At 42.4% G+C, this 25,234-nt stretch carries 20 protein-coding genes; 16 read left to right on the top strand and 4 right to left on the bottom strand.

Features of this window, described 5'->3' with window-relative positions; all coding sequences use genetic code 11:
* Positions 1–27: 27 nt before the first annotated feature.
* The 4 genes from tssC (O59_RS18970) to tssA form a co-directional block, all read right to left on the bottom strand.
* Positions 28–1,554: a type VI secretion system contractile sheath large subunit gene (tssC, locus tag O59_RS18970; protein ID WP_007645619.1), complete on the bottom strand. Its 1,527-nt coding sequence runs from the start codon at positions 1,552–1,554 to the stop codon at positions 28–30.
* A 74-nt stretch (positions 1,555–1,628) separates the two neighbouring features.
* Complete coding sequence (gene tssC, locus O59_RS18965; protein ID WP_007645617.1) at positions 1,629–3,119, bottom strand: type VI secretion system contractile sheath large subunit; 1,491 nt, start codon at positions 3,117–3,119, stop codon at positions 1,629–1,631.
* A gap of 2 nt (positions 3,120–3,121) precedes the next feature.
* A complete protein-coding gene (gene tssB, locus O59_RS18960) occupies positions 3,122–3,631 on the bottom strand; it encodes a type VI secretion system contractile sheath small subunit (RefSeq protein ID WP_040393503.1) in 510 nt (169 codons plus the stop codon).
* Between the two features lie 33 nt (positions 3,632–3,664).
* A complete protein-coding gene (tssA, locus tag O59_RS18955; RefSeq protein WP_232283116.1) occupies positions 3,665–4,915 on the bottom strand; it encodes a type VI secretion system protein TssA in 1,251 nt (416 codons plus the stop codon).
* A 224-nt stretch (positions 4,916–5,139) separates the two neighbouring features.
* Between tssA and tagH the strand changes: the two genes are divergently transcribed.
* The 16 genes from tagH (at position 5,140) to O59_RS21870 (ending at position 24,964) form a co-directional block, all read left to right on the top strand.
* Positions 5,140–6,690, top strand: coding sequence for a type VI secretion system-associated FHA domain protein TagH (tagH, locus tag O59_RS18950; RefSeq protein WP_007645611.1), 1,551 nt, complete (start codon positions 5,140–5,142; stop codon positions 6,688–6,690).
* Complete coding sequence (gene tssJ / locus O59_RS18945) at positions 6,690–7,223, top strand: type VI secretion system lipoprotein TssJ (protein ID WP_007645609.1); 534 nt, start codon at positions 6,690–6,692, stop codon at positions 7,221–7,223. The genes tagH and tssJ overlap by 1 nt, the downstream gene beginning before the upstream one ends.
* A gap of 39 nt (positions 7,224–7,262) precedes the next feature.
* The gene (gene tssK, locus O59_RS18940) at positions 7,263–8,597 is read left to right on the top strand and encodes a type VI secretion system baseplate subunit TssK (protein ID WP_040393502.1); all 1,335 of its coding nucleotides are present in this window, start codon (positions 7,263–7,265) and stop codon (positions 8,595–8,597) included.
* Positions 8,598–8,631: 34 nt separating this feature from the next.
* Positions 8,632–9,531 (top strand): type IVB secretion system protein IcmH/DotU, encoded by a 900-nt coding sequence (gene icmH, locus O59_RS18935; protein WP_198284833.1) that lies wholly within the window; start codon positions 8,632–8,634, stop codon positions 9,529–9,531.
* Positions 9,532–9,633: 102 nt separating this feature from the next.
* On the top strand, positions 9,634–13,173 hold the full coding sequence (gene tssM, locus O59_RS18930) for a type VI secretion system membrane subunit TssM (protein WP_007645603.1): 3,540 nt from the start codon (positions 9,634–9,636) through the stop codon (positions 13,171–13,173).
* Positions 13,174–13,911 carry a type VI secretion system-associated protein TagF gene (gene tagF, locus O59_RS18925; RefSeq protein ID WP_007645601.1) on the top strand — a complete coding sequence of 246 codons (738 nt, stop codon included), beginning with the start codon at positions 13,174–13,176 and terminating at the stop codon, positions 13,909–13,911.
* A 26-nt stretch (positions 13,912–13,937) separates the two neighbouring features.
* Positions 13,938–14,714, top strand: a complete 777-nt coding sequence (locus O59_RS18920) for a PP2C family serine/threonine-protein phosphatase (RefSeq protein WP_050977125.1) — start codon at positions 13,938–13,940, stop codon at positions 14,712–14,714.
* 37 nt (positions 14,715–14,751) lie between these two features.
* Positions 14,752–17,373, top strand: coding sequence for a bifunctional serine/threonine-protein kinase/formylglycine-generating enzyme family protein (locus tag O59_RS18915; protein WP_007645596.1), 2,622 nt, complete (start codon positions 14,752–14,754; stop codon positions 17,371–17,373).
* A gap of 271 nt (positions 17,374–17,644) precedes the next feature.
* Positions 17,645–18,262 (top strand): MotA/TolQ/ExbB proton channel family protein, encoded by a 618-nt coding sequence (locus O59_RS18905; protein ID WP_007645594.1) that lies wholly within the window; start codon positions 17,645–17,647, stop codon positions 18,260–18,262.
* Between the two features lie 3 nt (positions 18,263–18,265).
* The gene (locus tag O59_RS18900; RefSeq protein ID WP_040393497.1) at positions 18,266–18,817 is read left to right on the top strand and encodes a biopolymer transporter ExbD; all 552 of its coding nucleotides are present in this window, start codon (positions 18,266–18,268) and stop codon (positions 18,815–18,817) included.
* The gene (locus tag O59_RS18895; protein WP_040393495.1) at positions 18,814–19,305 is read left to right on the top strand and encodes a biopolymer transporter ExbD; all 492 of its coding nucleotides are present in this window, start codon (positions 18,814–18,816) and stop codon (positions 19,303–19,305) included. The genes O59_RS18900 and O59_RS18895 overlap by 4 nt, the downstream gene beginning before the upstream one ends.
* Before the next feature lie 30 nt (positions 19,306–19,335).
* A complete protein-coding gene (locus tag O59_RS18890; RefSeq protein WP_007645589.1) occupies positions 19,336–20,307 on the top strand; it encodes an AgmX/PglI C-terminal domain-containing protein in 972 nt (323 codons plus the stop codon).
* A 282-nt stretch (positions 20,308–20,589) separates the two neighbouring features.
* Entirely contained in the window at positions 20,590–21,849 is a 1,260-nt protein-coding gene (locus tag O59_RS18885) for a hypothetical protein (protein WP_007645587.1), read from the top strand.
* A complete protein-coding gene (locus tag O59_RS21185; protein WP_007645585.1) occupies positions 21,827–22,549 on the top strand; it encodes a hypothetical protein in 723 nt (240 codons plus the stop codon). Before O59_RS18885 ends, O59_RS21185 begins: the two co-directional genes overlap by 23 nt.
* Positions 22,550–22,552: 3 nt before the next feature.
* Positions 22,553–23,551: an ATP-binding protein gene (locus O59_RS18880; RefSeq protein ID WP_007645583.1), complete on the top strand. Its 999-nt coding sequence runs from the start codon at positions 22,553–22,555 to the stop codon at positions 23,549–23,551.
* A gap of 249 nt (positions 23,552–23,800) precedes the next feature.
* Positions 23,801–24,964: a hypothetical protein gene (locus O59_RS21870; RefSeq protein WP_198284832.1), complete on the top strand. Its 1,164-nt coding sequence runs from the start codon at positions 23,801–23,803 to the stop codon at positions 24,962–24,964.
* The last annotated feature ends 270 nt before the right edge of the window (positions 24,965–25,234 follow it).

Here is a 25,234-nt window from a genome sequence, read left to right as displayed (position 1 = left end):
CCGCGGTTTTCCTATTGTTAGCCGTTTTTAACTTGTTTGCATTAATTCGGTTACTAACTCTAATTCTGCGACCATTTGATCGAGCTGGTAATGTGGCACCAGATGAATAACACAGAGATATTGTCCAGGTTTGTTAGGGTGTTCGTTTACACTCACGGCGGCTTGACGAAGAGGGTAACGCGCCTGCTCTTCCCATTCCAAATCTTCGCGTCCGGTAGTGTATTTGAACAACCATTCAGTTAGAAATCGCTCGCATTCATCGGCTGTAATAAAAGAGCCGATTTTGTCCCGAATCATAACTTTTAAATAATGTGCTACGCGTGATGCACATAATACGTGTTGCAACATTGCTGATAGTTTCGCATTCACGTCATCCGAGCGCGATAGTCGACTGCGTGGTTGTTGGACAGACTGGTTGCTATAAAACGCGCTAAATGGCGTATCGTAACAATGACATAAGGGCATTAGCCCAAGATCACTAAGTTCCCGTTCCATGGTATCTGTAATCACAATATCGACTGAGGGTTTACATGCTATGCCATCAGCGTCTGTTGCAAAGTTAACAGACGATAAATTGGTTAATAGCCCTCCACCTATCTCATCGCGAGGGACACCGCGAATATGACCAAACCATCCAACGTTTGCAAATTCTCTAATCAGAACCCCACCAAATGCATAGGCTGCATTTCCCCATAATTCGCTAGAGGATTGATTTTCGTGATTTGATTTTTCGTAAAAAAATATACCTTTGTAACTTCCAGGAGACCTGCGATAAGGCTCTCGCATCAAAATGCGTGGCAGGGTAAGCCCGAGAAAGCGACTGTCTTGTTTTTCACGTAGTGCGCGCCATTTAACGTATTCTGTTTGCGCAAAAATACTATGCAGGTTTATAGGCATGCCCAATGCAGTAAAATTGTCTAAACCAAAAAATTCACTGGATGCAGCGGCAATAAATGGCGCAAATGCAGCGGCAGCAATTTGGCTTATACCATTGAGAGTAGCTATATCATCAAATGGGTGTCTTATTGATCTTTTATGGCTTATTTCATAATCACCAATAATGGCTCCGTAAGGTTCACCGCCGGGTGTACCATATTCTTCACTGTAAATTTTTTGAAATAGCTGGCTCTGATCAACGTCCAAAGCTCGTTCTATATCTTTGGTGATTTCTGCCCAAGTAATATCTAAAAAACGTATTTTAATATTTCGACTACCGTCAGCTTGTGCTACGAGATACCACAGGCCACGCCAAGAGGCTTCAAGTTTTTGCAGCCCTGGATGATGAATAATTTCATTTAGTTGGTCATTTACGAGATGGTCAATACGAGCAATTGCTTTATTGATGATGAAGGCGATATCGTTTGCTGTTGTATCGGGGGTTATATTTTCGAAGTTACTTAGCCAGTAACTGATGGCCTCATAGGGATCAGTCTCTTCAATAAAACCGGATAGTGATGTGATGTAAGGTCTACGCTTACAGGCTGATGTTAACAAGTCGATATTTACATCGTGGGATTTATCTATCGATGTACCTTGATGGTTAAGAGCTGACACAACAATAATCCATTTATTGAATAAGGAAGAGGGGAATTAGTATTCCCCTCTTTACTTTAATAGCCCGTAAATTATTAACCTGCTTTTGGAATGTTTGCTACTAATCGTAGTGACGCGGTTAATTCTTCCATTTGTAACCATGGGCGCATAAGTACAACTGCATTATAAACCCCTGGTTGGCCGGGGACTTCTTTCACTTCAACTCTTGCTTCGCGCAATGGATATTGAGCTTTGGCTTCTGCGCTCGCACCTTCGCTGCCATTTACGTAGTTGCTGATCCAGCGGTTTAACCATACTTCAGCTTCACCCGGCTCCATAAAAGAACCGATTTTGTCGCGTGCCATAGTTTTGAGAAAGTGTGCAATACGTGACGTTGCCATGATATATGGCAATCTTGCAGAAATAGCCGCATTTGCCGTTGCATCTGGGTCATCAAATTTTTTCGGACGTTGAGTTGTTTGTGCGCCAAAGAAAACAGCGTAATCCGTGTTTTTGTAGTGGCACATGGGTAAGAAGCCTAATTTACTGAGCTCTGCTTCACGGCGATCAGTGATGCCGATTTCGGTTGGGCATTTCTGATCTGTGTCGCCGTCATCGCTAACAAAAGTATGGCTTGGTAGTCCTTCAACTTTACCGCCACCTTCAGCACCACGTATGGCGGTGCACCAACCATTTTCAGCGAATGATTTTGTTAGTGTAGTGCCCAGCGCATAAGCGGCATTCATCCAACAATAATCATCGTGATCAGTTTCAATATGACGACCATCGTTACTTCTTGGCAGCTCTTCGTAATTAAAGGCTTCTACGGGTTTTGTGGATTGGCCATATGGCAAGCGCGCCAAAACCCTGGGCATAGCCAAAGTAACAAAACGTGAATCTTCCGTATCGCGAAAGCTGCGCCATTGGATATATTCGGCAGAATCAAAGATTTTTTCGAGGTCACGCGGTTTTGACAGTTCGGTAAAGCTATCGAAACCGAACATTTTGGGAGATGCGGCGGATAAAAATGGACAAAAACCTGCTGCTGCAACATTCGACATTTTAGATAATAGGGAAATGTCATCCGGATGAGTTGAAAACTCATAATCACCAATCAGTGCGGCATAGGGTTGGCCACCGGCGGTACCGAATTCGCTCTCATAGATTTTTTTAAAAATTTGGCTTTGATCAAATTCAACAGCTTTTTCCAGATCTTTGCCCAGTTCTTTTTTACTGATATTGAGCATGCGAATCTTGAGTTGAGAGCTTGTTTCAGTATTGCTGACTAAATAATTGAGTCCGCGCCATGAGCCTTCCAATTTTTGGAATTTTTCACTGTGCATGACTGCCGCCAGTTGTTTGGACATGGCATCATCGATAGCTTTAATGGCAGCGTTTATCGTAACCGACAAGTTTTTATCCCACTTGACAGTACCTTTCATTGCCTCGCTAGTTAAGGTTCTCAGCAGCTCTTCTGTTTCATCGCGCGATGTCTGTTTTGTGGCACTAATCGCCTGTTCAAGAAAACTCAATTCGGCAACTTGTGCTTCTGCTTGTAGGCCTTCTAATTGTTCTTTACTAGACATGTTTATTCCTCTTTTTTGCTTACGCCGAGTTCACTTGATAGCGATGACAGTGCGTTAGTGTTACTCAATACATCCTCAAGAATTGCTTCAAGATCTTCTGATCGATCTGCTTTGGTCAACAGGTCTCTGAGTTTGTTGCGTGTATCCATGAGTTTTTTCAGTGGTTCAAGCTGCTCTACGATTCTATGTGGTTCAAAATCTTCCATAGTTTTGAAATCCAAACTGGCGGTCATTTCACTGCCGTCATTTTCAAGAAGATTTTCTACTTTGACTCGTAACTGGGGATTTACTTTGGTCATGATTTCGTTGAAATTATCGCGATCAATTTGCGAAAACTTGCGATCTTTCAACGCCTTTTTACCTTCAGTGTTATCGCCTGAATAATCGCCCATCACGCCCATCACAAAAGGAATTTCCTTTTCTACGATAGAGCCGTTTGTTTCGAGATCATAAGTAATATGAACACGAGGCTTTCTGACGCGTTTAAGTTTATCGTGGATGCTATCGGACATAATCCCTAATCCTCTTGGCTAGGTGTGGTTTGGTTAATCTTCATTAGTTTTAACACCAGTGAGTTCACTGAAATGTTTTCGTGACGAAGAGTCAGGAATAAGCTCAACAATCAATTCATCAAGCGGCATATTGCCCCATTTTACGGCTTTTTCAAGCGCATAAGACACAGGGGAGTGTGGTTCGGTGGTGCGAAAAAATTTTGCGATATCCAACAGTTGTTTAAACGCTGCTTCGCGAGATGTGAAGGTATTTAGCGGGTTAATAACGGCTGGTTTTGTGCGGTCGTCTGTTCCTGTCGCTATGTTAGTGGCTTCAATGACAGGTTCAGCCTCTACTGTAGCGGGAAGTTTATGCTTGGCAATATGATTGAGTGCTGCGCGACATTCTTCCAGCGCGCCAATAATCGCGCGCATAGAGGGTGCATATTCTGAACCGCAGAGTTGGTCGAGGTTTTTTTCTATTCTTTTTGAGCAGCTAATTGCTTCATCAATAGCATCAAACTGATCAACTATAAATTCTTGAGTTGATTCCTCAATCGCGCGTTCTATATCAATTAAAGTGAACCCGAGCTTTTCAGCCTTACTATGGCGCGTATCTTCGTTGGTAATTCTCTCCAGCTCAACAGCCTGTTGGTATTGCCAATAAGCAAATGGACCAGGTGTGTAGCCTTCTGTAAATGGAACCCGTCTAATGGGGGCAATGAGCACACCTTCATTTGCCGTACCGTTGAGTCCGGAGAGAGGTGATATACGTGTTTCAATCCCATCCTCTTCATCAGGTGAGGGATAGAGATGATCCCAAAAATTTTCAATGAGGCCTTCTATTAATAAAAAAGCCTCTCTCAATCCTTGAAATCCATGACGACGAATTAAGGCTTCAGTTAACCAAGTGGCGACTTCAAGATCCTTGCTCTCACGTGTTAATAACATAGGAGCCAAGGATATTATTTTTCGCCAGTGTTCGTCTGCATCGCCATTGGAATCATTATACAAATTGTTTTTTTCGGCGTCGCGTGCCGCATAACGCGCAGTTTTTATTGTCTGATAACTAGAAATAGGTGAAGAGTCGAGCCGCAAGTCGATTCCGGTAGGCTGCTCGCTAGAGATGGGGGCCAAAAGGCTGGAAAAATCTAAAATAGGCGACGATGCCATTAAGTTCATATCCCTTTTCAGTTGCAAAAACGAACCTGACATGGCTGTGTTGTGAGATGCCACATCTGAAAAACTATTATTTACAATATTACTTTGCGGTAGTTTCCAAATTCTTGCTTCGAAGCTCGACACGCTAGCACAAACGCGGCCATAAATTAAGAACTGACACCAAAAGTTATACTCCATAGGGCGAATTGCGTCACAATTCTAGCGGTAGTATGTGGTTTTGATGCCATGATACCATCTGCACTTTTGATAAATAGTCCGGCAATTGAAAAGAGATGCGGGCATTAAATTATCATAACTTATTGAAATTTAAGTATTACTCCTGATGGATCGTTAAGGGTGAAAGTCAAATGGCGTTACAGGTTACTTTGGTGAAAACACCGGGAGGCGTTTCCCTATCCAGAACTAGTCATTTATTTGATGAGCAAGGGGGAACCTTTGGTAGGGCCGACACCAACAGCTGGGCACTACCTGATCCCGAGAAATTTTTATCCTCCTGCCATTGTGAAATTTTGTGGATCGCCGACGGATATTATTTACTCGACAGAAGTACTAATGGTACTTTCCTCAATGGGGCGCCTGAGCCGATAGGGCGAGGTGTAAAGTCCCGTATCGCCCATGGTGATATTTTTGACATTGGTGATTACAGTTTCTCCGTCAATGTCATTGAAGCTACGACTAACGCATCTCCATTTGATAATAAACCGCTCTTTGATAACACTCCTGCAGCAAATATTTTCGATGAACCATTTGGTCATGGGTCTATTCCAGAAGCGGCTTCCCTATTTGAGCAGCCGCTTGATCCACTGGCAATGTGGGATAAAGCGGCCAGAGTACAAAAATCACCGGCTAATTTTGCAAGCGCCACTCCCGCTATTATCAGCACATCGATAGATGACATCTTTGGCGATGAGCCACAGTATTCAACACCTGATTTCGCCCAATTGGATATGTCACAAAGCATGGATCAAGCGGTAGTTTGGCCTAATGCCTTGAGGGAAAATTTAATTCCTGAGGATTGGGAAGATGATTTTTCTGACTTGGGTAAAAAAACAGGTCCTCAGATTACAGCGCCCACAACAGATATAAATACCCTTCAAACCGCACCAATTAATCGTTCTGCTGATGTGCTAGTACCAAAACCACGGAGTGATCGTCAACCACTTGCAGAGCGTTTGATGGTAGCTGAGCCAATCCTTTCTACCTCAACGCCACCACTAGTTCCCGAGCCATCACCGACTCAAGTACCTGTCAATGTCGTGAAGGGGGCTATTGAATCATCGCATCAACCTCATACGACGCTAGCTGATTGTTCTTTTATTCAGGCAATGGGTTTGGATTCTTCGCGCCTTACAGAGGCTGAGGTTGCTGACATTGCAACAATGAGCGGTCAGCTGATGCGCGAAATCGTAGAAGGAATGATGGGCGTTCTACGTTCCCGAACAAGTATTAAAAACGAATTCCGCATGAATGTAACAACGATTCAGCCGGTAGAAAATAATCCGTTAAAGTTTTCAGTCAGTGTTGATGACGCATTGGAAAATATGTTTCTAAAAAAATCTAATTCCTATAAAAAGCCTGTCGAAGCATTTAAAGAGGGATTTCAAGAAATCGCTGAGCATCAGGTCGCGATGATTGGCGGAATACGTCAAGGATTTGAGCGGATGATGGAGCGGTTTAACCCGGATAATTTGGAGAAAAATTTTAACAAACAGGGGCGAGGAGGCGTAATCCCTGGTATGCAGAAGGCAAAGTATTGGAGTAGCTATACAGACTATTACGCTGGTTTTACTGACAATATGGAATCTTCATTTCAGCATTTATTTGGCAGCGACTTTGTCAGCGCCTATGAGGATCAATTACGCCGTCTGGCGGCAGCTCGAAAAAAGGATAAGCAATAATGCGCAATAAACTTACGTTAAGTGATTCAGTTTTCGTTTTCTTTTCCCGTACCTTGGCAATTATGATTTTTTTCAGCGCTACTGCTTTTATGAGCGGATGCAGCTCGTCAAAGAGCCGCGTAGGAGGTGCTCTTAATCTGGATACAGATTTAAAACTTACATTTGAGATTGCATCTGATATCAACCCGGATGATGAGTCTCGACCGTCTCCCGTCTTCGTTCGCTTTTATCAGTTAAAATCTGCAGCTGCTTTTGATAAAGCTGATTTTATCGATATTTATGAGCGGGATATGGAAATTTTTGGTGGCGATATTGTCAGTAAACAAGTGTTGAAACCTCTGCTTCCAGGTAGTGCGCGCACTGAAAGTTTTGTGCTTGAACCTGGTACAAAAATAATTGCTATATATGCTGAATTTTCTCAGTATCCTGGTTCCACATATAAAGCTATATTTCCGGTAACAGAAAATAACATTATTAGAAATAAAGCAATTATTAAGATTTCTGGAAGAACTATTTCTCTGGCAAAAAAATAATTTTTTAAGCCTTTTGCTTCATGATTCGGTGGGATTCGTATGTCGTTAGATAGTAAGGTGGTATGGTCAGAGGGAATGTTTCTCAATCCCCAACATTTTCAACAACAAGATCGATATATAGAGCGATACATTGATCGAAAGTGTATTGCTTATGGTAGCAATGCGTGGGGCTTGCAGGAGTTTGAAATTGACCACCAGTTGTTAAAGCTGGGTAAAATTTCCCTGCTCAGGGCAAGTGGAATATTTCCTGATGGAACTCCTTTTAGTTTTCCCGCAACCGACGAATCTCCTTCAGTTATTGATGTGCCAACAGGGCTGCACAATACCCTTGTATATTTAGCCGTCCCAGTCAAAAGACCAGGTGCAGTTGATGTATTATCAAAAAATAATACTCAGGGTTTGGCAAGATACTACCCAACGGAATTAGCAGTACGTGATGTTACCCAAGAGGGTGGGGAAGACCATGCTATCGACATTGCGAAACTGCGTTTGCGATTGATGTTGGACACTGATGATTTAAGCGGCTACGTATGCATTGCGTTTATCCGGATCGCTGAAGCCCGCGATGATAAAAATATAATTTTAGACGAACAGTTCCTGGCCACTTGTCTCGATTGCCGCGCTAGCCTCAAACTCACCAGCTTCATTACTGAATTGGGTGGATTACTGCATCATCGAGGTGAGTCAATTGCTGGGCGTTTAGCTGATGCTCGCAGAGGCGGTACCGCTGAGATTGCCGATTATATGTTATTGCAACTTATCAATCGTGCCGAGCCTTACGTTAATCACCTTGCTTCCCTAAGGGGGTTTCATCCTACGGAGTTGTTTGCAGTTTTATTGCAACTTGCGGGCGAGCTGGCTACGTTTGTCACCAAAACGAAAAGGCCGCCGGAATTTCCCGTTTATTTACATGACAATTTGCAACAGACATTTTTACCCGTATTGGCAACCCTGCGTGAATATCTATCAATGGTTTACGAGCAGACTGCAATCTCCTTGCAATTGATTGAGAAAAAATATGGCATTCGCGTTTCGGAAATTATGGATCGATCATTATTAAACACTGCCAGTTTTATATTGGCGGTGCGTGCCGATATTCCAGAGGAAGCTGTTCGTTCACGGTTGCCCGCGCAAATTAAAATTGGGCCGGTTGAGCGTATCCGTGAGCTGGTTAATGCTGCGATGCCAGGCATAATGCTTCGGCCATTACCTGTTGCCCCTCGGCAAATTCCTTTTCGCTCCGGGTATACGTATTTTGAATTAGATAAGCACAGTGATTTCTGGAAAGAGCTTAATCAATCAGGTGGCTTTGCACTGCATTTAGGTGGTGATTTCCCCGGAATTGAGATGGAATTTTGGGCTATCCGCCAATAAATTTTAATTAACCTGTTACTTCAGGGAGCGCCGCATGTCTACGGATGATTCAGATAAAACCGTTTTTAAACAGCCGATGCCAGGAGGTGATCGCACCTCTATGCGTCCAATGCCCGGGGCGAGAAATCCCAATCCTGAAATGGGGCAGGTCTCTGCACAGCATAAATCACAAGGTGCATACAATTCTGCTCCTGTTGCTAGTTATGTTCTCTCCGATTCTGGCAGCACAAACTTTAAAGCAGATTGTGGGTTAAACCCTATCATTAGTGCAGCTTCTACGTTGATTGCAGTATTTGCTAAAACCCGTAGCGCAGTCAGTCATCCTGACGTTGGAGGCTTGCATCAGCGTTTAGTTAATGAAATTAAAAAACTGGAAAATGAGTTGCGAGATTTAGGACTCAAACAGGAAGTCCAGTTATCTGTTCGTTATTTAATGTGTTCCGTGTTGGATGAAGCCGTATTAAATACCCCTTGGGGGACTGAAAGTGCATGGGCACAACGCACTCTGCTCAGTGTGTTCCATGGAGAAACCTCTGGCGGAGAAAAATCATTTTTAATACTTGATCGTCTTCGCCAGTCGCCATCCGAAAATCTTGATGTTATTGAGCTTTTTTATGTTTGCCTGAGCTTGGGTTTTGAGGGCAGGTACAGGCTTATGAATCGTGGCAGAGAGGCACTTGATCAGATGCGCGATGAATTATTTTCAATAATTCGCCGTCAACGTGGTGACTATGAACGCAGCCTTTCACCCACCTGGAGTGGTTTGGGGCGGACTCGTAATCCTTTAACCGAGTATATACCGCTCTGGGTTGTCGTTGCGCTTATGGCAACCATTCTATTTTTTAGTTATTCCGGTTTACGCTATTGGCTTTATGCATCATCAAGCCCGGTAGCAGATGATATTGCCGAACTTGTTGAAGAAAAAAATAACTGAATATTTTTTATATAGTGTTTTCGTCTCTATTCGCATACCGATAGCTCCTCGGATATATATTGATCATGTGCCAAGGCACTACTGAATAATGCTCAGGATTATATGAAGAAAATTGGTCGTTTTTTTACTCACCCGGTAGTGATCTCATTGATCGGCCTAGTACTTGTCGCATTGCTGATTTGGTTCGCCGGCCCACAGATTAAATTTGGTTCTGAAAATCAAGCACCATTGGCGAGTCCGATGACTCGCCTCTTACTTATCATGGCCGCAATTATTCTCTGGGGATTAAATAATTTACGCTTGCAGATGATGACAAATCGCAGTAACAGAACCTTGGTTACTGATTTACAGCAAAATAATTCCTATGCGCAGACTGATTCTGCATCAGAGCAAGCAGCGGATGAAATTGCACAGATTAATGATCGCTTTCATCAGGCACTTGATACCCTGAACAAATTAAAATTTACTGGTAAAGGAAAGAAGAAAGCGCTCTACCAATTGCCTTGGTACATTATTGTCGGCCCGCCAGGGTCGGGCAAAACAACAGCGTTAGTCAATTCCGGACTTGAATTCCCGCTCGCCGATCAATTCGGGAAAGGTGCATTACAAGGTGTTGGTGGTACGCGTAATTGCGACTGGTGGTTTACTAATGAGGCCGTATTGATTGATACGGCGGGTCGTTATACAACCCAGGATAGTCACAAGGTTGTTGATAGTTCAGCGTGGGAAGGCTTTTTAACTTTGCTCAAACGTAATCGCCGTCGCCGTCCGGTTAATGGTGTTATTGTGGCGATTAGTCTTCAGGATTTGTTACTGCAAACCGAAGAAGAGCGTTTATTGCACGCCAAAACGATTAGAACCCGTCTGGATGAATTGATGGATAAATTGGAAATTCGGTTTCCTGTTTATCTACTCTTTACAAAATCAGACCTCGTTTCTGGTTTCAGCGAATTTTTTGAAGACTTAGGTAAAGAAGAGCGTGAACAGGTATGGGGTGTATCCCTACCTAACGCGCCCAAACCATCGCAAAGCCCTGATTTTGATTTCTTAGGTCAAGAATTTAAAAAATTATCGCGGCGATTGCATGACCGTGTTATTTGGCGGATGCAACAGGAACGTGATGTTAAGCGTTGCGCGGCGATTGAGAGCTTTCCATTGCAAATGGAAAATCTTTATCAAATGGCGGAATCATTTGTTAAACGCACGTTTGCCCAAAATCGTTTTCAGTTCCAACCCTATCTACGTGGTGTTTATTTCTCAAGCGGTACGCAAGATGGAACCCCTATTGACCGCTTAATGACATCTGTCTCTGCAAGCTTTGGTTTTGCGCGTGAAGCTACGCAGGCGACTAATCAACGTGGGAAAAGTTTTTTTATTGCCCGATTGTTTCGTGAGGTTATTTTTCCAGAGTCTGAATTAGTCGGCACTAATATGCGTTATGAGCGCGTGATTCGTTGGTCGCAAAATGCTGCTTATGCAGGAATTGCGGCGGTAACCTTGTCAATTGTATTGCTATGGAGCGGCAGTGTTACGCGCAATAATCTGTATATGAGCGAAGTAAAACAACAGATTGCAAACTTTAAGGATGAAGAGAAAAAAATCAGCAGCTGGAATACCGAGGCCAGTGCTGCCCTGCCTGCGCTGAATGCTCTTGCCAGCGCAAGCAGCGTTTATGACAAAGAGTCTCATCCATGGTTAAGTAGTATGGGGTTGTATGATGATCGCGTGGATCAAGAAGCCGATCTTTTATATGAACAAAAATTAAAAACCGTTTTTCTACCACAATTACTACGCACTTTAGAGCGGGTAATCCAACAAGGCGATCCAGAAGGCGATTTGTATCAAACATTTCGCATCTACGTCATGTTTAATTCACTTGAACATATGGATGAGTCACTTGTTAAACAATGGTTCGAAACCAAATGGGATAAATTATATGGCGCTGACAGTATTCATCGCGTTGAACTGCAAAAACATCTCAATAGGTTATTAATTAACGACATCCCCTCCTCAGTATTAAATGAGGCGTTGGTTACACAAACGCGTGGAACTTTATTGCGAATTCCGATTGCGCAACGAATTTATAGCCGAATTAAAACTGACCCACAATTTAATCAAACAGTGAATGTGCTTAATTTCTATGGGGAGGCTGTGCGCTCCACATTTAAACTGAATAGTGAAAATCAATCTGCATTTACAATTCCTGTACTGTTTACGATTCAGGGTTATCAAAGCTTGGATCTCTCTCCCAACTCAGCATTATTCGCTGATGTGGCAGACGAGGAATGGGTACTAGGCGGAGGTGATAATCAAGCACTTGTTAATCGCGATGTAAAAGTAATCAGCGAGCAGGTTAAGAACTTTTATTTTGCAGATTACAGCAATGTATGGCTGACCATACATAACTCATTACATGTTGCGAATTTTAGTAATTTGCGTGACTTAAATACTGCATTGTCAACGTTTGTCGACCCGGCTTACTCTCCTGTGCTCTCTATATTGGATGTTGCAAAAACCAATACCCAGCTCACTCCGCCATTGCTTGATGCAGCAGCAGATAAAATTTCTACGGGTGCCGCAGGTCAGACGGTTAGTTATCTTGCTAACCAAGTTGAAGGAACGATCGTCGACAAGCGCTTTAACGATTTACATGCCCTCATCAAACAATCATCGCGTGGGCCAGCTCCAATTACTTCCACCATGCAACAATTGGAAGCCTTAAAAATATTTGTGCAAGAAATTGCGCTATCTCCTGATATAGAACAAAAATCATTCGAGATTGCAAAAGCACGTTACGAAAGTGGTGCAGCCAACCCGGTGACGGCATTACGTGCTTATGCGAAATCTACCCCCGAACCTCTCCAGCGTTGGCTAACCGCTTTATCTGATGAGGCATGGCAAGTGATTATGCGCTCAGCGCACCAATACGTTAATAAAGAATGGCGTGCCCGTGTATATCAAACCTATTCGCAAGGTTTGGCAGGGCGCTATCCACTGAATCGTGCCGCTACAGATGAACTCGCATTGTTAGACTTTAGTGGATTTTTCAAACCTCAAGGTACAGTGGATCAATTTGTAAAAGAGTTTGTTGAACCCTTTATTGATAAACGTGGAAATTGGGCCAATAGAACTGTTGATGGCTACAGTATCGGGTTTTCCTCAACAACCGTTAATCAGTTGCAGCGAGCAGCGAATATTCGCGATGTGTTTTTTCGGCAAAATCCGGAAACACCCAGTATCAGTTTAGAGTTACGTCCTTTCACAATGAATAAAGACGATGCTGTATTTACTCTTGATTTGGGTGATCAACGCTTAACTTATAACCATGGCCCTAAATTTTGGAAGCCGGTGACCTGGTCTGGGCAAAATGATTCCCGTCGTATTCGAGTTATTTTCGAAGATTTGAACGGCACGCAATTTGATAAAGCCTATACCGGCCCTTGGGCGTGGTTCCGTTTATTGGATGCATCCAAAATTCAGTCTACGCCACAATCCAATATTTATTTGATTACCTTTGCACATGACATGGATGTCGCGGCAGCACATACACGACAAATCGTTTATGAAGGCCGTGCGACCAGCATTCATAATCCATTTAAAAACGATTTACTTGAATCGTTCCGCTGTCCGGAGTCAATTTAAATGATCAATGCCAATTCCGTGGGTTTGTTTGGTAAATTGCCGGCACACGGTGATTTTATCTATCGTAACTTACCGAGCAATTTCATTAACGCTTGGGATGCGTGGCTACAAGGTTTTGTGGGAAGCTCGCAAGAACAAATTGGTGAATCCTGGCTCGACGTTTATCTCACTAGTCCAATCTGGCGCTTTGTATTATCTGATGGAGTGATTGATGGAAACCAATGGGCAGGAATTGTACTGCCTAGTGTAGATCGTGTAGGTCGTTATTTTCCATTTTCAGTTGCAGTGCGCCTCAACGCAAATGCTAATTCATTCAATGTAATTAAACAAAACACCTGGTTTGAAGCAATAGAACAAATAGCATTAAAAGCTTTAGCGGGCCAGTTGCAAATAGATGATCTTACTCAGGAGCTCAATCAACACACACTTGACGTAAAGTCAGCTTATATGACGGGTACTGCGTCGCTGGAAAAACAAGGTACGCTAATTCATTTAGAACAGGATGCGGCTCCTGTAGAAAGCACATTTCCATTTTTAATGGATGCTGTTTGTAAAGAGCAATTGGTTAGCTATTCCGTATGGTCTACTGTTTACGGCTCGCAAGTGGTAGAGCCTTGTCTGTTTTATACCCGCGGGTTGCCTCAATTGCGCGGTATAGCGGCGATGTTAGACGGACAATGGGCAGCAAGAGGTTGGCACCAACCTTATCAACTTAAATCTCATTCAACGTCAATCTAAGTCTCCAATTTCCGGTGATCATGTTAATGACAGATACAACCTATAGACGCCCGATCAGTTGGGTAAGCGGTGTGCGAACGGATGTAGGTTGCGTACGCACAATTAATGAAGATGCAGTTCTCGCAAAACCAGAAGTTGGACTGTGGGCCGTGGCTGACGGTATGGGTGGACATAAGGTAGGTGACATTGCCAGTAGCAAAATTGTTGATGCACTTGGAGCGCTTAGCGCCTCAACAAGTTTGGGCGATTGCGTTGATGTAATCGAGGATTGTTTACTCGAAGTTAATCAGCTAATGCTGGAATATGCGCAAATCATGTTTGACGGAAGCACTATGGGTAGCACCGTGGTGGTTATGGTTATCAAAGGAAGAATTGGCGCTTGTTTATGGGTCGGTGATTCACGGCTATATCGTATGCGTAACCAACAGCTGATACAGCTATCGCGCGATCATAGCCAACTGGAAGAAATGATTGAACTTGGTTTAATTACAAGAGAAGCCAGTGAAAATCATCCCAATCGCAATGTCATCACTCGCGCTGTAGGCGTTGAAACACCGCTTTACGTTGATATGACTCTTTTTACGACACAGGTAGGCGACAGTTTTTTGTTATGCAGTGATGGTCTTTACAATGCTATAAGTAATGAAGCCATAATAGAATCAATGAAGATTCGTGATGTGCAGCAAAGCACCGATGAATTGGTTGAAAAAGCGCTGGAACAAGGCGCCAGGGATAATGTTTCTGTGATTGTTGTTAAAGGCAATCCAGGTAGAGTGTCTGCTGCAGATAGCGCGCAGGGATAGGGCAAGACCGGGTAAATAGGACAGCGGTAACACTACAATGAATGATTCAATCGAAAACAAAACTCAAATAAAACCATCACTTACCGCGAATGCGAGCGAGGAGGATAAAACTCGTTTTGCGCCGATGAAAAAAACCGCTATTACGGATGACGAGAGAACACGCATCCAATTATCGAAACCAAAAAATACTACACCAAGTTCCGATAAAACCCGTTTTATACCTCAACAAAAAGTTAATCCTAATCTTATGCATGCGGATAACTTTGGGCAGGATGAAAAAACTCGCATTAGCGGTACCCCATATTCTGAACAACAAAATAATAATTTCACACTGCAAGGCATCGCTGATGAACACACTGTACTCAAAGGACGTTTCGTATTAGAAGAGCTTCTTGGTGCAGGGGGGATGGGTGTTGTCTATAAAGCTAAGGATTTGCTTAAAATCGAAGCCCAGGACCGCGACCCCTATGTAGCTATCAAAGTACTTATTGATGAATTTAAAGCACATCCTGAAGCGTTTATTGCACTCCAGCGTGAATCACGCAAAACCCAGCGTATAGCTCATCCGAATATTGTCACTGTGTATGATTTTGACCGCGATGGTGATACGGTCTTTATGACGATGGAATACCTAGATGGAAAACCGCTCGATAAATTAATTGCACAGTATCGTTCTGTTGGGTTACCTCACCCGGAAGTTATTAAAATTATTGAAGGTATGTGTGCAGCATTAATTTATGCACATGCACAAAATATTATTCACTCAGATTTCAAACCCGGAAATATTTTTGTTAATAGTAAAGGCATTGCTAAAGTTATTGATTTTGGTATCGCACGCGCAGTGGCTAAAGTTGAGCATCGCGAAGAAAGTGTTGATGACCGCACTGTATTTGATGCGGGTAACCTCGGCGCACTGACTCCTGCTTATGCAAGTTTGGAAATGCTTGAAGGAAAAAATCCTGATGTGCGCGATGATATCTATGCATTGGGGTGTATTGCATATGAACTATTTACCGGATCCCACCCATTTAACCGGGTGCATGCGGATGAAGCTAAACGCCAGAAACTCAAGCCAAAGAAAATTTCTGGTTTAAGCAAGCGTCAGTGGAAAGCAATAGAACACGCATTGGCATTTGATCGGGAAGATAGAACCCAATCAGTGGAGCTCTTTTGGCAGGAGTTTACTCGCTCTGCCAGCCGGGCAGGAGTTTTCTTTTTATTTACAGTTCTATTATTGGGTGGCGCTGTAGGTGCCTATTATCAATTTAAACCTGCTCCCACAATTACTTTATCAGAAGATCAAGTACGCAATGAAATTGAACAGAAGTTGCGCCTTGAGATGAAAAAGAAAGCAATAGCGGAGCTTTATGCACAAGCCAGTTTTTCTTTAGAATGGGAAAATCAAGTATGGCTTGAAATACAAGAATTACGTCAACTATTAGGCAAGACCGATCCATGGTTGATCACGCAAGAAGATAGTTTTTATAAACTTTATCTACAAAAAATCAAAGAAGCCTTAGTTAAAAATGAATTGGATAATGCACAGTTATGGCATACCAATGCCATTCGATATGCTGGCAATCAAACCTTATTGGCAGAGCTTGGGGAAAAAATAAATTCCGCCTTGGCGGAACGTGAGCGTCAGGCAATAGAGCGTGAACAGCAACAGGTATCAATCGCGATCGAACAGGAACGATTAACAAAAGAAAAGCAAGTAAAGTTGCAAGAAGAAAAAGTACAGGCAAAACAACACTCCGACTTTGAAGCGGCGCTCGCTAATGTCAATAAACCACTGATGTGCAATAGCACTATTGATATGCGCGACTTTGAAATTGCTGTTGCAAAACTGCGCTCATTGAATTTAATAAGGTATAAGCAAGAAGAGCCAAGTATTGTTGCCTCAATGGCATTGTGCATTAAAAAAATTGGTGCGACATTTCCAGATCGCGCTGAAGTTATTAAAAGGCAAGCACTACGATTATTTGAAGGTAATAGCCTGCTGGCGAGCATTACAATCGCAGCAAAAGACCCATGTAGCATTTCATTAGCTGGTCTCGGTGCTCGCGGTATGGGAAGTAGTTGCCGCGATAGACTCAATGGTGCGACCAAAGCACCAATGATGGTAGTTATCCCAGGTAGAGGCAGCATTAAAGCTTTTGCAATTGGAAAATATGAAGTTTCAGTAGATGAAATGAATGAGTTTTGTCAGCAGAGTGGTAAATGTAGTATTGAAAATCAACAAGAGCCTGCAACACCAGTCACCAATATCAGCATTAACAATGCTTCCGCTTACCTTGAGTGGTTATCCAATAAATCAGGGCGTAACTATCGCTTACCTACGATAGCAGAGTGGCAATACGCTGCTAAATCAACGAATAGTATTCCCGATCCAAATCGCAACTGTAAACTGAACTCACGCGGGATTAAAAAAGGTAGTTCACTCAATAAAACTTCCCTCGGCCAGCAAAACCTGTGGGGGGTTGTAAATCATTTAGGCAACGCGCAAGAGTGGGTGCTATTGCCGGGCGGAACATATTCTGTTGTTGGCGGATCATTTGATACAGACATGGACGAATGTAATTTTAATAAATCATCACCCCATGATGGGCGTGCAGATCCATTTACCGGATTTCGTGTATTACGTGAAATTCAAAATTAGCTACATATATTTTAAGTATGGAAAATTCTGGTGGAAAATATATATATTGAGGCAATAAAAAAATTAGCTAATGCTCACTACGAGCACCGTATTTCTATGGAAGAATATCGAACCAGACGGAGGCAGCTAATAGATCAGATGGATAACGAATTTAACGGATCAAAGACTATATCCTTGGATACAAATATCGACATCAATAGAGCGGATTCAATAATCTAGCTATTGGACTATTTTTCTTTATTTATTCTCAATAAGAGTGAAAGGTTGGTTTATGGAATTAGTAAAATTTTTTCAAACCGGTGGGAATTTTATGTATCCCATTCTTTTTGTAATGGCAATAGGTCTGGCGATTGCGGCTGATAGACTGTTGTATCTATCGAGAATGTCAAGCGCAACTAACAAACTTTGGAAGCTTATTGTTCCTATGCTAAAAGCAAACGATTTAGTTCGTGCGGAAAGTGCGATTAGTGAATCCAAGAGTCCACTCGCTGTGGTACTTTCATATGGTTTTGCGCGCGCGAAACCTACGGTAAAACGAGAAATTGTTGAATCTGCAATGGAAGAAGGTGTAATGGAAGTAGTGCCATTGTTAGAAGAGCGTACGCATTATCTTGCCACTTTGGCTAACGTAGCAACACTGCTCGGTTTGCTCGGTACTATCATAGGCCTGATTGATGCATTTGCTGTTGTGGCAGAAGCAGATCCAGCAGAGAAAGCAGATTTACTTTCGGGAAGCATTTCGGTTGCGATGAACACAACGGCATTCGGTTTAATCGTCGCAATTCCCTTATTGCTTATTCATTCGTATCTCGCAACACGCACCAGCAAGTTAGTAGATACTATAGAAATGGCGGCAGTAAAATGCTCCAATTTGATGGTCGACGAATAAATAATGAAATTTATACGTAAGAAAAATATGCATGATGTGGTTGAGCTCAATATCACTGCATTTATGAATCTCATGGTAATGCTGGTACCTTTTTTATTGGTCACAGCTGTGTTTTCCAGAATGACGGTATTAGAGTTAAATCTTCCTGTATTAGACCAAGCCCAGAAAAATTCTGCAGAGAAGATTGACCTCATGCTAGAACTTGTTGTCAGGGAAACCAGCTTTGATATCCAGGATGCAAATCTTGGATTAATCCACAAAATTGAACGCAATAATAATCCAGATGACTGGAAACTTTTTTCAAAGGTAATGCTGGAAATAAAATCTCGTTTTCCGGAAGAGCGAGATATGTTGTTACTATTTGAAGCCAAAATAACCTATAAAACGATGATAGAAGTAATGGATCATGTGCGGAGTATGGAGGTAGTTAATTTAGCAACTGTTGAATCTGTTGAGCTATTTCCGAATATTTCAATCAGTGGGGATATCGATATTGTGCCGATCGCTACAGAATCAGAAGTACCTTCAACACCAGTGAATGAGTCCGCACAATGAAAATGTCACGTCGCGCTCGTCGAATGGAGAGAAATCATAAAAAGTTTAAAATTCCACCACTGAATCTTGTGGCATTAATGGATATTTTTACGATTCTGGTTTTTTTCCTATTGGTAAGCTCATCTAATACGCATCAGTTGCCGACAAACAAAGACCTAAAATTACCTACTTCTAAATCAACGCTCGCACTTGAGGATACTTTGGTTGTTGCTATAACCCAAAAGGATATTTTATTAAGTGGTGTTAGTGTTGCAAAAGTAAATACGATACTTCACAGCCAAGACAATACTATCCCAACGTTAATGGCAGAATTGAAGTTTCATGCACAGGCTAAATCACAGAAAACCGGGCAACATGGGCGGATAACGATCATGAGTGACGAAAATGTACCTTACGAGGTAATTCAAAAAGTGCTCACCAGTTGTCAGCAATCAAATTACACAAAAATTGCATTTGCCGCTGTGCAAAAAGCAATTCCGAAGATGTAACATCTCGTAAAAACTAACTACGGATCCAGGATGTCAGAGGTTATTAATTATAAAAAGCTTGCGCTTGAATGGGAGCCAAAGCCTACTGTATCTGATCATTTTAAATGGATCACATTAGTAGTTTTTTTATCCGTTATCGTCCTTGCTGTTGTTGTCGCTTTTATTAAGGTACCCGCACCAGAGCGCCGTTTGGTAACTAAAGTTCCAGACCGCATTGCTAACTTTATCGCTGAGCGGCCTAAAAAAGTTATACCGGTGCCTCCGCCAGAATCGAAGCCTATTGTGTTGCCAAGAAAACCGCAGACACAACAGCTTCAACCAGAACAACCTGCCAGAGTTACTATAGAGCGGAAGCGTCCATCGGAGGCAAATAAAAAACCATTGGATGAAACTGCAAAACAAGCCCGAGAAGTTGCGCAACAAAGTGGCTTACTTGCATTAGCCAGTGAGATGAGCGAACTAACTGACACTAGTGATGTTAGCAGTAGTGTTCGGGCAAAATTGCGTACCAACACAGCTACAGCACCAGCCGCCAGTCACGATACGATTAAGATTGAATCAACAGCGTCAAATAATACTGTCGATGCAGAAAAAATTACCGCAAATAGTAATAAGGCAAAGCTAGAAGAACGAGACAGCGGGAAACAAATCACAGCTGCCACTGAGCAAGCTGAAAAAGAAAGTATTGCTACAACTAATACTACTAGCCAAGCAGGTGGGCGTGCACCAGAAGACTTAACAAGAGTTTTTGACAAAAACAGATCGAGCCTTTATTCACTTTATGAGCGTGAGCGGCGAAAAAACTCCACCCTCAAAGGACGAGTTGTTTTTCAACTAACCATATTGCCCAATGGCAAAGTTGCTGTTGTAAAAGTAGTTTCAAGTGATTTGAATAATCCGGCCCTGGAAGCAAGAATAATGAGCCGAATTAAGCTGTTTACATTCCCGCCTACCTCCGGGGCTCCAGTCACTGTTAGTTATCCGATAGAGTTTTTGCCATAGGTGTTCACTTAACTAAAGTTATGCCTATTTCTAAACTCTATCAAAGCTCGTGCATACCTTTACCGCTGGTACATCTGGCGGAAGGGCACCGTTCATGCAACTAAACGTTGGAAGTTTTACTTACATCTAACCTATTGATATTTAAAAGAATAATAAATTCATATTGTTAAATTTAGTTGATATTTTTTTAACTAAAATAAGAAAATATATGTACTTTACAACAAAATTTGGGCGTTATATATTCGGTGATAACTCCATCCTAATTGCAGCAGGAGGCCAGGTATGGCTCTTCGCGGAAATAAACGAGTTACCGTTGAGGCATTGGGGGTCGCTAACTGGAAGTTCCCGGACGAGGGCGCTTTTTCCGGTGCTATTTATGATTCGTATACTGCTCGCAAGCAAGCTGTAAACTTATATTTTGAGGGAGCTACGGATGAGGTGATTAAATCTGAAGCTGGGTTATCGTTGTCTCAAACATATAAGCTGATAAAAAACCGATGTATGGCCACCCATCCTGACGGAGAGGTATGGGGCTGGCGGGGCTTGATACCTAATTTGCGAATAAATGGATATCAACGGAAACAAAAAATTCAAATCGATCAGTTTGGCTTTGGCTCTACTGGTGTTCTCAAATCGCTCTTCAATCAGTATCCGGGACTCCGTGAAAAGTTTGAAAAACGAATTCTTAATGCTTCTAAAGCTACCAAGTTAGGTCTTGTGAATCGCAACAATGTGAACCATTTTCATTGGTTTTTGAGGGAATTGAGGATTCTCGGATTGGAAGAGCAAAACGCATGGCCCTTCAACACTGAAAAACTAGGGTACGTGACAATTAGTAAGTACATTAAGAGTCTTTATGAACAGCACCCTTCAAAAGCAGCACTCATCACGGGCGGTGTGGATGCTTTAAAAAAGTTATCATCAGGTGATGGTAATGCTAGACCAGTAGAACACTTCTTTCAAAGGGTGGAGATGGATGCTCACAAAATAGATGGCCGTTTCAGCGTTAGTATTCCTCAGCCTACCGGAGGGCATGCACATAAAATCGTTCACCGGCTATGGGTAGTGGTGATAATGGAAATCGTTTCTCGAGCAGTGCTTGGTTACCATCTCAGTATGCGGAGGGAAGTCTCTAAGATTGATGTCTTACGCGCGATTAAGATGGCGTTAACTGTTTGGAAAAAACCAAGAATTACTTTTGGGGATCATGCATATCTATTTAATGCAAATCTCCCTTCAGCTGTCTCGGAGGAATATGTCGGATTGTGTTGGGATGAAACTAGTGTTGACGGAGCGCTTGCAGAAACATGCAAGACGGTAGAAAAAGTTTTAGAAAATGTTGTTGGTTCAAAGTTACTCCACCCAAAAAATAGCTTTTCCGTTCGGCGGAATAAAGATGACAGGCCATTCATTGAAGCATTTTTCCGTCACTTAGGATCTTGGGGCTTTCAACAGCTAGGAAATACGACTGGATCCAGCCCCAAAACGAAGCCTAAAAAAAAATCCAGAAGAAATAGCGTTGACCAGCCAGTTTCAATATGAGTATGCAAAAGAACTTCTGGATGTCTTAATAGCGAATTACAACGCGACACCGCATTCCAGTTTAGGTGGGCGCACTCCCTTAGAGTATTTTAAGTTTCGGTTTTTGCAGGAAAAACAGAAGCGATACGCAGACCAAAGTTCGGTTATGCACGTCGTTTCATATAGAAAGCTTTGTACAGTCTTGGGAGGCTACAAATCAGGTAGATTGCCTTTTATCAATTTTCAGCACGGACGTTATGGCAGCAATATATTGGCACAGAGACATGATTTAGTTGGGGAAAAAATTTGGATCATCACTCATCTTGAAGACGATATTCGTATAGTAATGGCGTCGACACAAGATGGACAGCCTTTAGGTCTGCTTACTGTAAGATCGCCTTGGTCACGATTGCCACATAGTCTAGAAGTTCGTAACGCAGTTCACTCCCTGATAAGCACCGGGAAGTTACGTATATCAGCTGGGCAAGATGCTGTAGAAGCATTCATGGATTATTATGAGTCACAGACGAACGCCAAACTTCCGGTTCACCCTGCCTATATGGAGGCTCGTAGGGTTTTGACAGAAGTCGCCGCTTCCATAATTCCTGAAGTGTCTGACAACATCCAGGTGAGCGAGAGAAATGGTGAAAGCCACGGCGAGGGTGTGAAAAAAAGCGCACGAAAGAGGCCACTGCCTGCTCACAGGAAAGCGGCGGACTAACGCATGCGACTCACCATGCCGCCTCACATTGATCCCGCGCACCCTATAGCAATGCAGGAGTACGCAATTTATACCCCTCCCATGGATGAACTTATTGAAACTGTTGGAGACTGGATTAATCGAAAAGAGTCCGGTGGTTATTTCTATAGCCCACCTCGATACGGGAAATCTCGCACGATAAAGTGGTTCGTTAGCGACGCACTACACGAGCGATTTAAAGCACTAATTCCACTGGTAATATGGATTCGTCGAAACGACATGCAGGTTACCGAAAGTGAATTCTGGTACGAAATTTTATTAGCTTCGGGTTTTATATTCGCAGAGAAAAAAATAGTTAAGACTAAATCCAAATACCGTGATGAAGTATTGAGTCGAATGATTTCCATAGCAAGATCCGCGCACAACAATTACGTTGTGTTAATAATTGACGAAGCTCACGACATGACTGTGAAGGAGTGGCGATGGCTGTTGGGCTTGCAAAATCATTTAGACTATCAAGGGATCCGCTTGAGTGTTTTTTCAATAGGAACACAACAAATCGGCTGTCAACACGACTATTTAGCTAAGACCGGTAACGCGTATATTTCAGCGAGATTTCTGGTGGCAAATTCTCGCTTTCACGGGATACGTGATAAAGACGAGTTAAAATTTGTTCTTGAAGGGTACGATCGGGAGTCAGAATGGCCGGCTGATTCTGGACTTTCTTACTTGAAGTACTTTAGTCCTGATAATTTTTCTCTCGGTAATCGACTTGCCGACTGTCACGAAGTTTTTTGGCAAGCCTTGTGTGATTTGATTCCAAAGACAAACAAGAGTGCATTATCCACATTCATGGAGATAGGGCTTCCGATGAAACACATAGCGCTAAGTATAGAGGAAGCGCTATGGCGATTAGCTGAGGGTGGTGAATGGGGAAAGGTGACAAGTTTCTCGTCATGGACTGAAATGATCGCCGATACGGGGTATGTCGGTCACCTGAAAGCGATATCTGCTTTAGCGTAAATGCTGGAACTGCCTCGCTCAATCCCATACAGACGGCCAAGCGCCAGGTTCAGTAACAACAATATAAATTGGTGGCCGGGCAGGTTGCGCCCCTATGAGTCGATGGTTTCCTTCACGGCAAACTTTTGCGCGTTGAATGGGATTGTTCCGCGAAATTTCGATAAATATATAGATTTCAAGGATCGTACATTCGATAACCGAAACGAATATCTTGAGTACGTCGCCCAGATCTTAGGTGAAGATATCGTTTTGGTTGAAGCAACATTTGATGGTCTACCCGATCTGGAAAATATGGGAAGTTATAGATTAAATTCGCCCCCGGTTGATAAAAAAATAATTCAATATTGCCCGAGATGTATCTGCGAGGGTTATCACAGTTATCTTAACGATTTGGTTTGGCTAGAGCGATGTCCTTTCCATCTTATTCCACTCAGACGAATGCGTGCAAAATATCGTTATCAAGCATTCACTGAGCTTTTTTCAAAAAATTGTTTGCATTGGCCATTCATTTCACTTTCTTGTGTTTCGTCTCAGGAGCATCTTGGTTACGCCAAGATATTGGTAAAGTGGATTAATGGCGTGCACTCAAAAATTAAAAAATTTCAAAAAGATGAGATATGGTTCAATTTGAATTATGAGGATCCCCATAATGAAGACCTAAAATATTGGTTGGGGCGGTTGTGCTGTATAGAAAACCTTCCAGCTCCTCTGTCATATTTAGTCGCAGACTATTTACCAGTTAAATTACTCGTTAAACCGTTCTCTAAAAAAGGTAGTGCAGAAATATTTCCTATCATTAATAGGTACACTTTTTTGGCGACTTACGAAGCTTATAAAATAATAAAGGCACAATCATTAAAACCTTTAGAGCGATTTACTCTCTATCGCCAAAAAATTGCTAGTTTGCACAATACACCATGCGAATGGCGTCGTTATCCAGTAGGTTTTGAAAATTACTATTGGGTAAACTTTGAACCCAATCCTCGATCGGAGTGCAACGATTGCCCAAACTTAATAGTACAACAAGAATTGCAAATCGAATGGGGCCTGATTCCAAAAACACTGCATACCCGAACTTACCGAAATCATCAGCGACGATTTTTGGAACTAGTTGATTTTTTAAGGGAATCCGGCTTGTTTGCATTCAAACAAAATGCTGAAGTGTCACCATCAGGCAAGTTGTGGCTGTCAGGCTTGGTGTTTTCTAGTTGCGAGTGGCGACATACGGTACTTGAAAGGTTTTTCGATATTTTAGCAAACAGCGAATTAGACTTATTTTTCGCTCGAAAGAGTTTGTGGCTGTCAAACATAAATTCGGGAGAAGAGCCGGAACACTGCCCTAAGCTGTATGGGAGTGTTCGGGTGATTTACAGTGAGGGTAGGTTAAAGGTATTAACTTGGAAAGTCGGTTGAGTGTTCTAGATTAAGAGAGCCAGTGTATGGTTTACAAGGGTTGCTCGATTCACGTACATACATTTGATGCAATTGCAGCAATTCCTGTCGGTTCACTCATAAATTGACACAGTATTTGAAGCAAAAAATGTCATTTTTAATTCTAAAACCAAGTTTCCACACCCCTATTTGGATGTTTCATAAGCGTCCAGGATCATAAAATGACACACTTTAGAAAATAATCACCCATTAATTGGCATATCTAACTAGCTGATTTTTGGTGGGTTTTCA

The organism is Cellvibrio sp. BR (assembly GCF_000263355.1).
In the GTDB taxonomy this organism is placed as follows: domain Bacteria; phylum Pseudomonadota; class Gammaproteobacteria; order Pseudomonadales; family Cellvibrionaceae; genus Cellvibrio.
The sequence above is the reverse complement of the archived record's forward strand: the minus strand, read 5'-3'. Positions and strand labels throughout refer to the sequence as shown.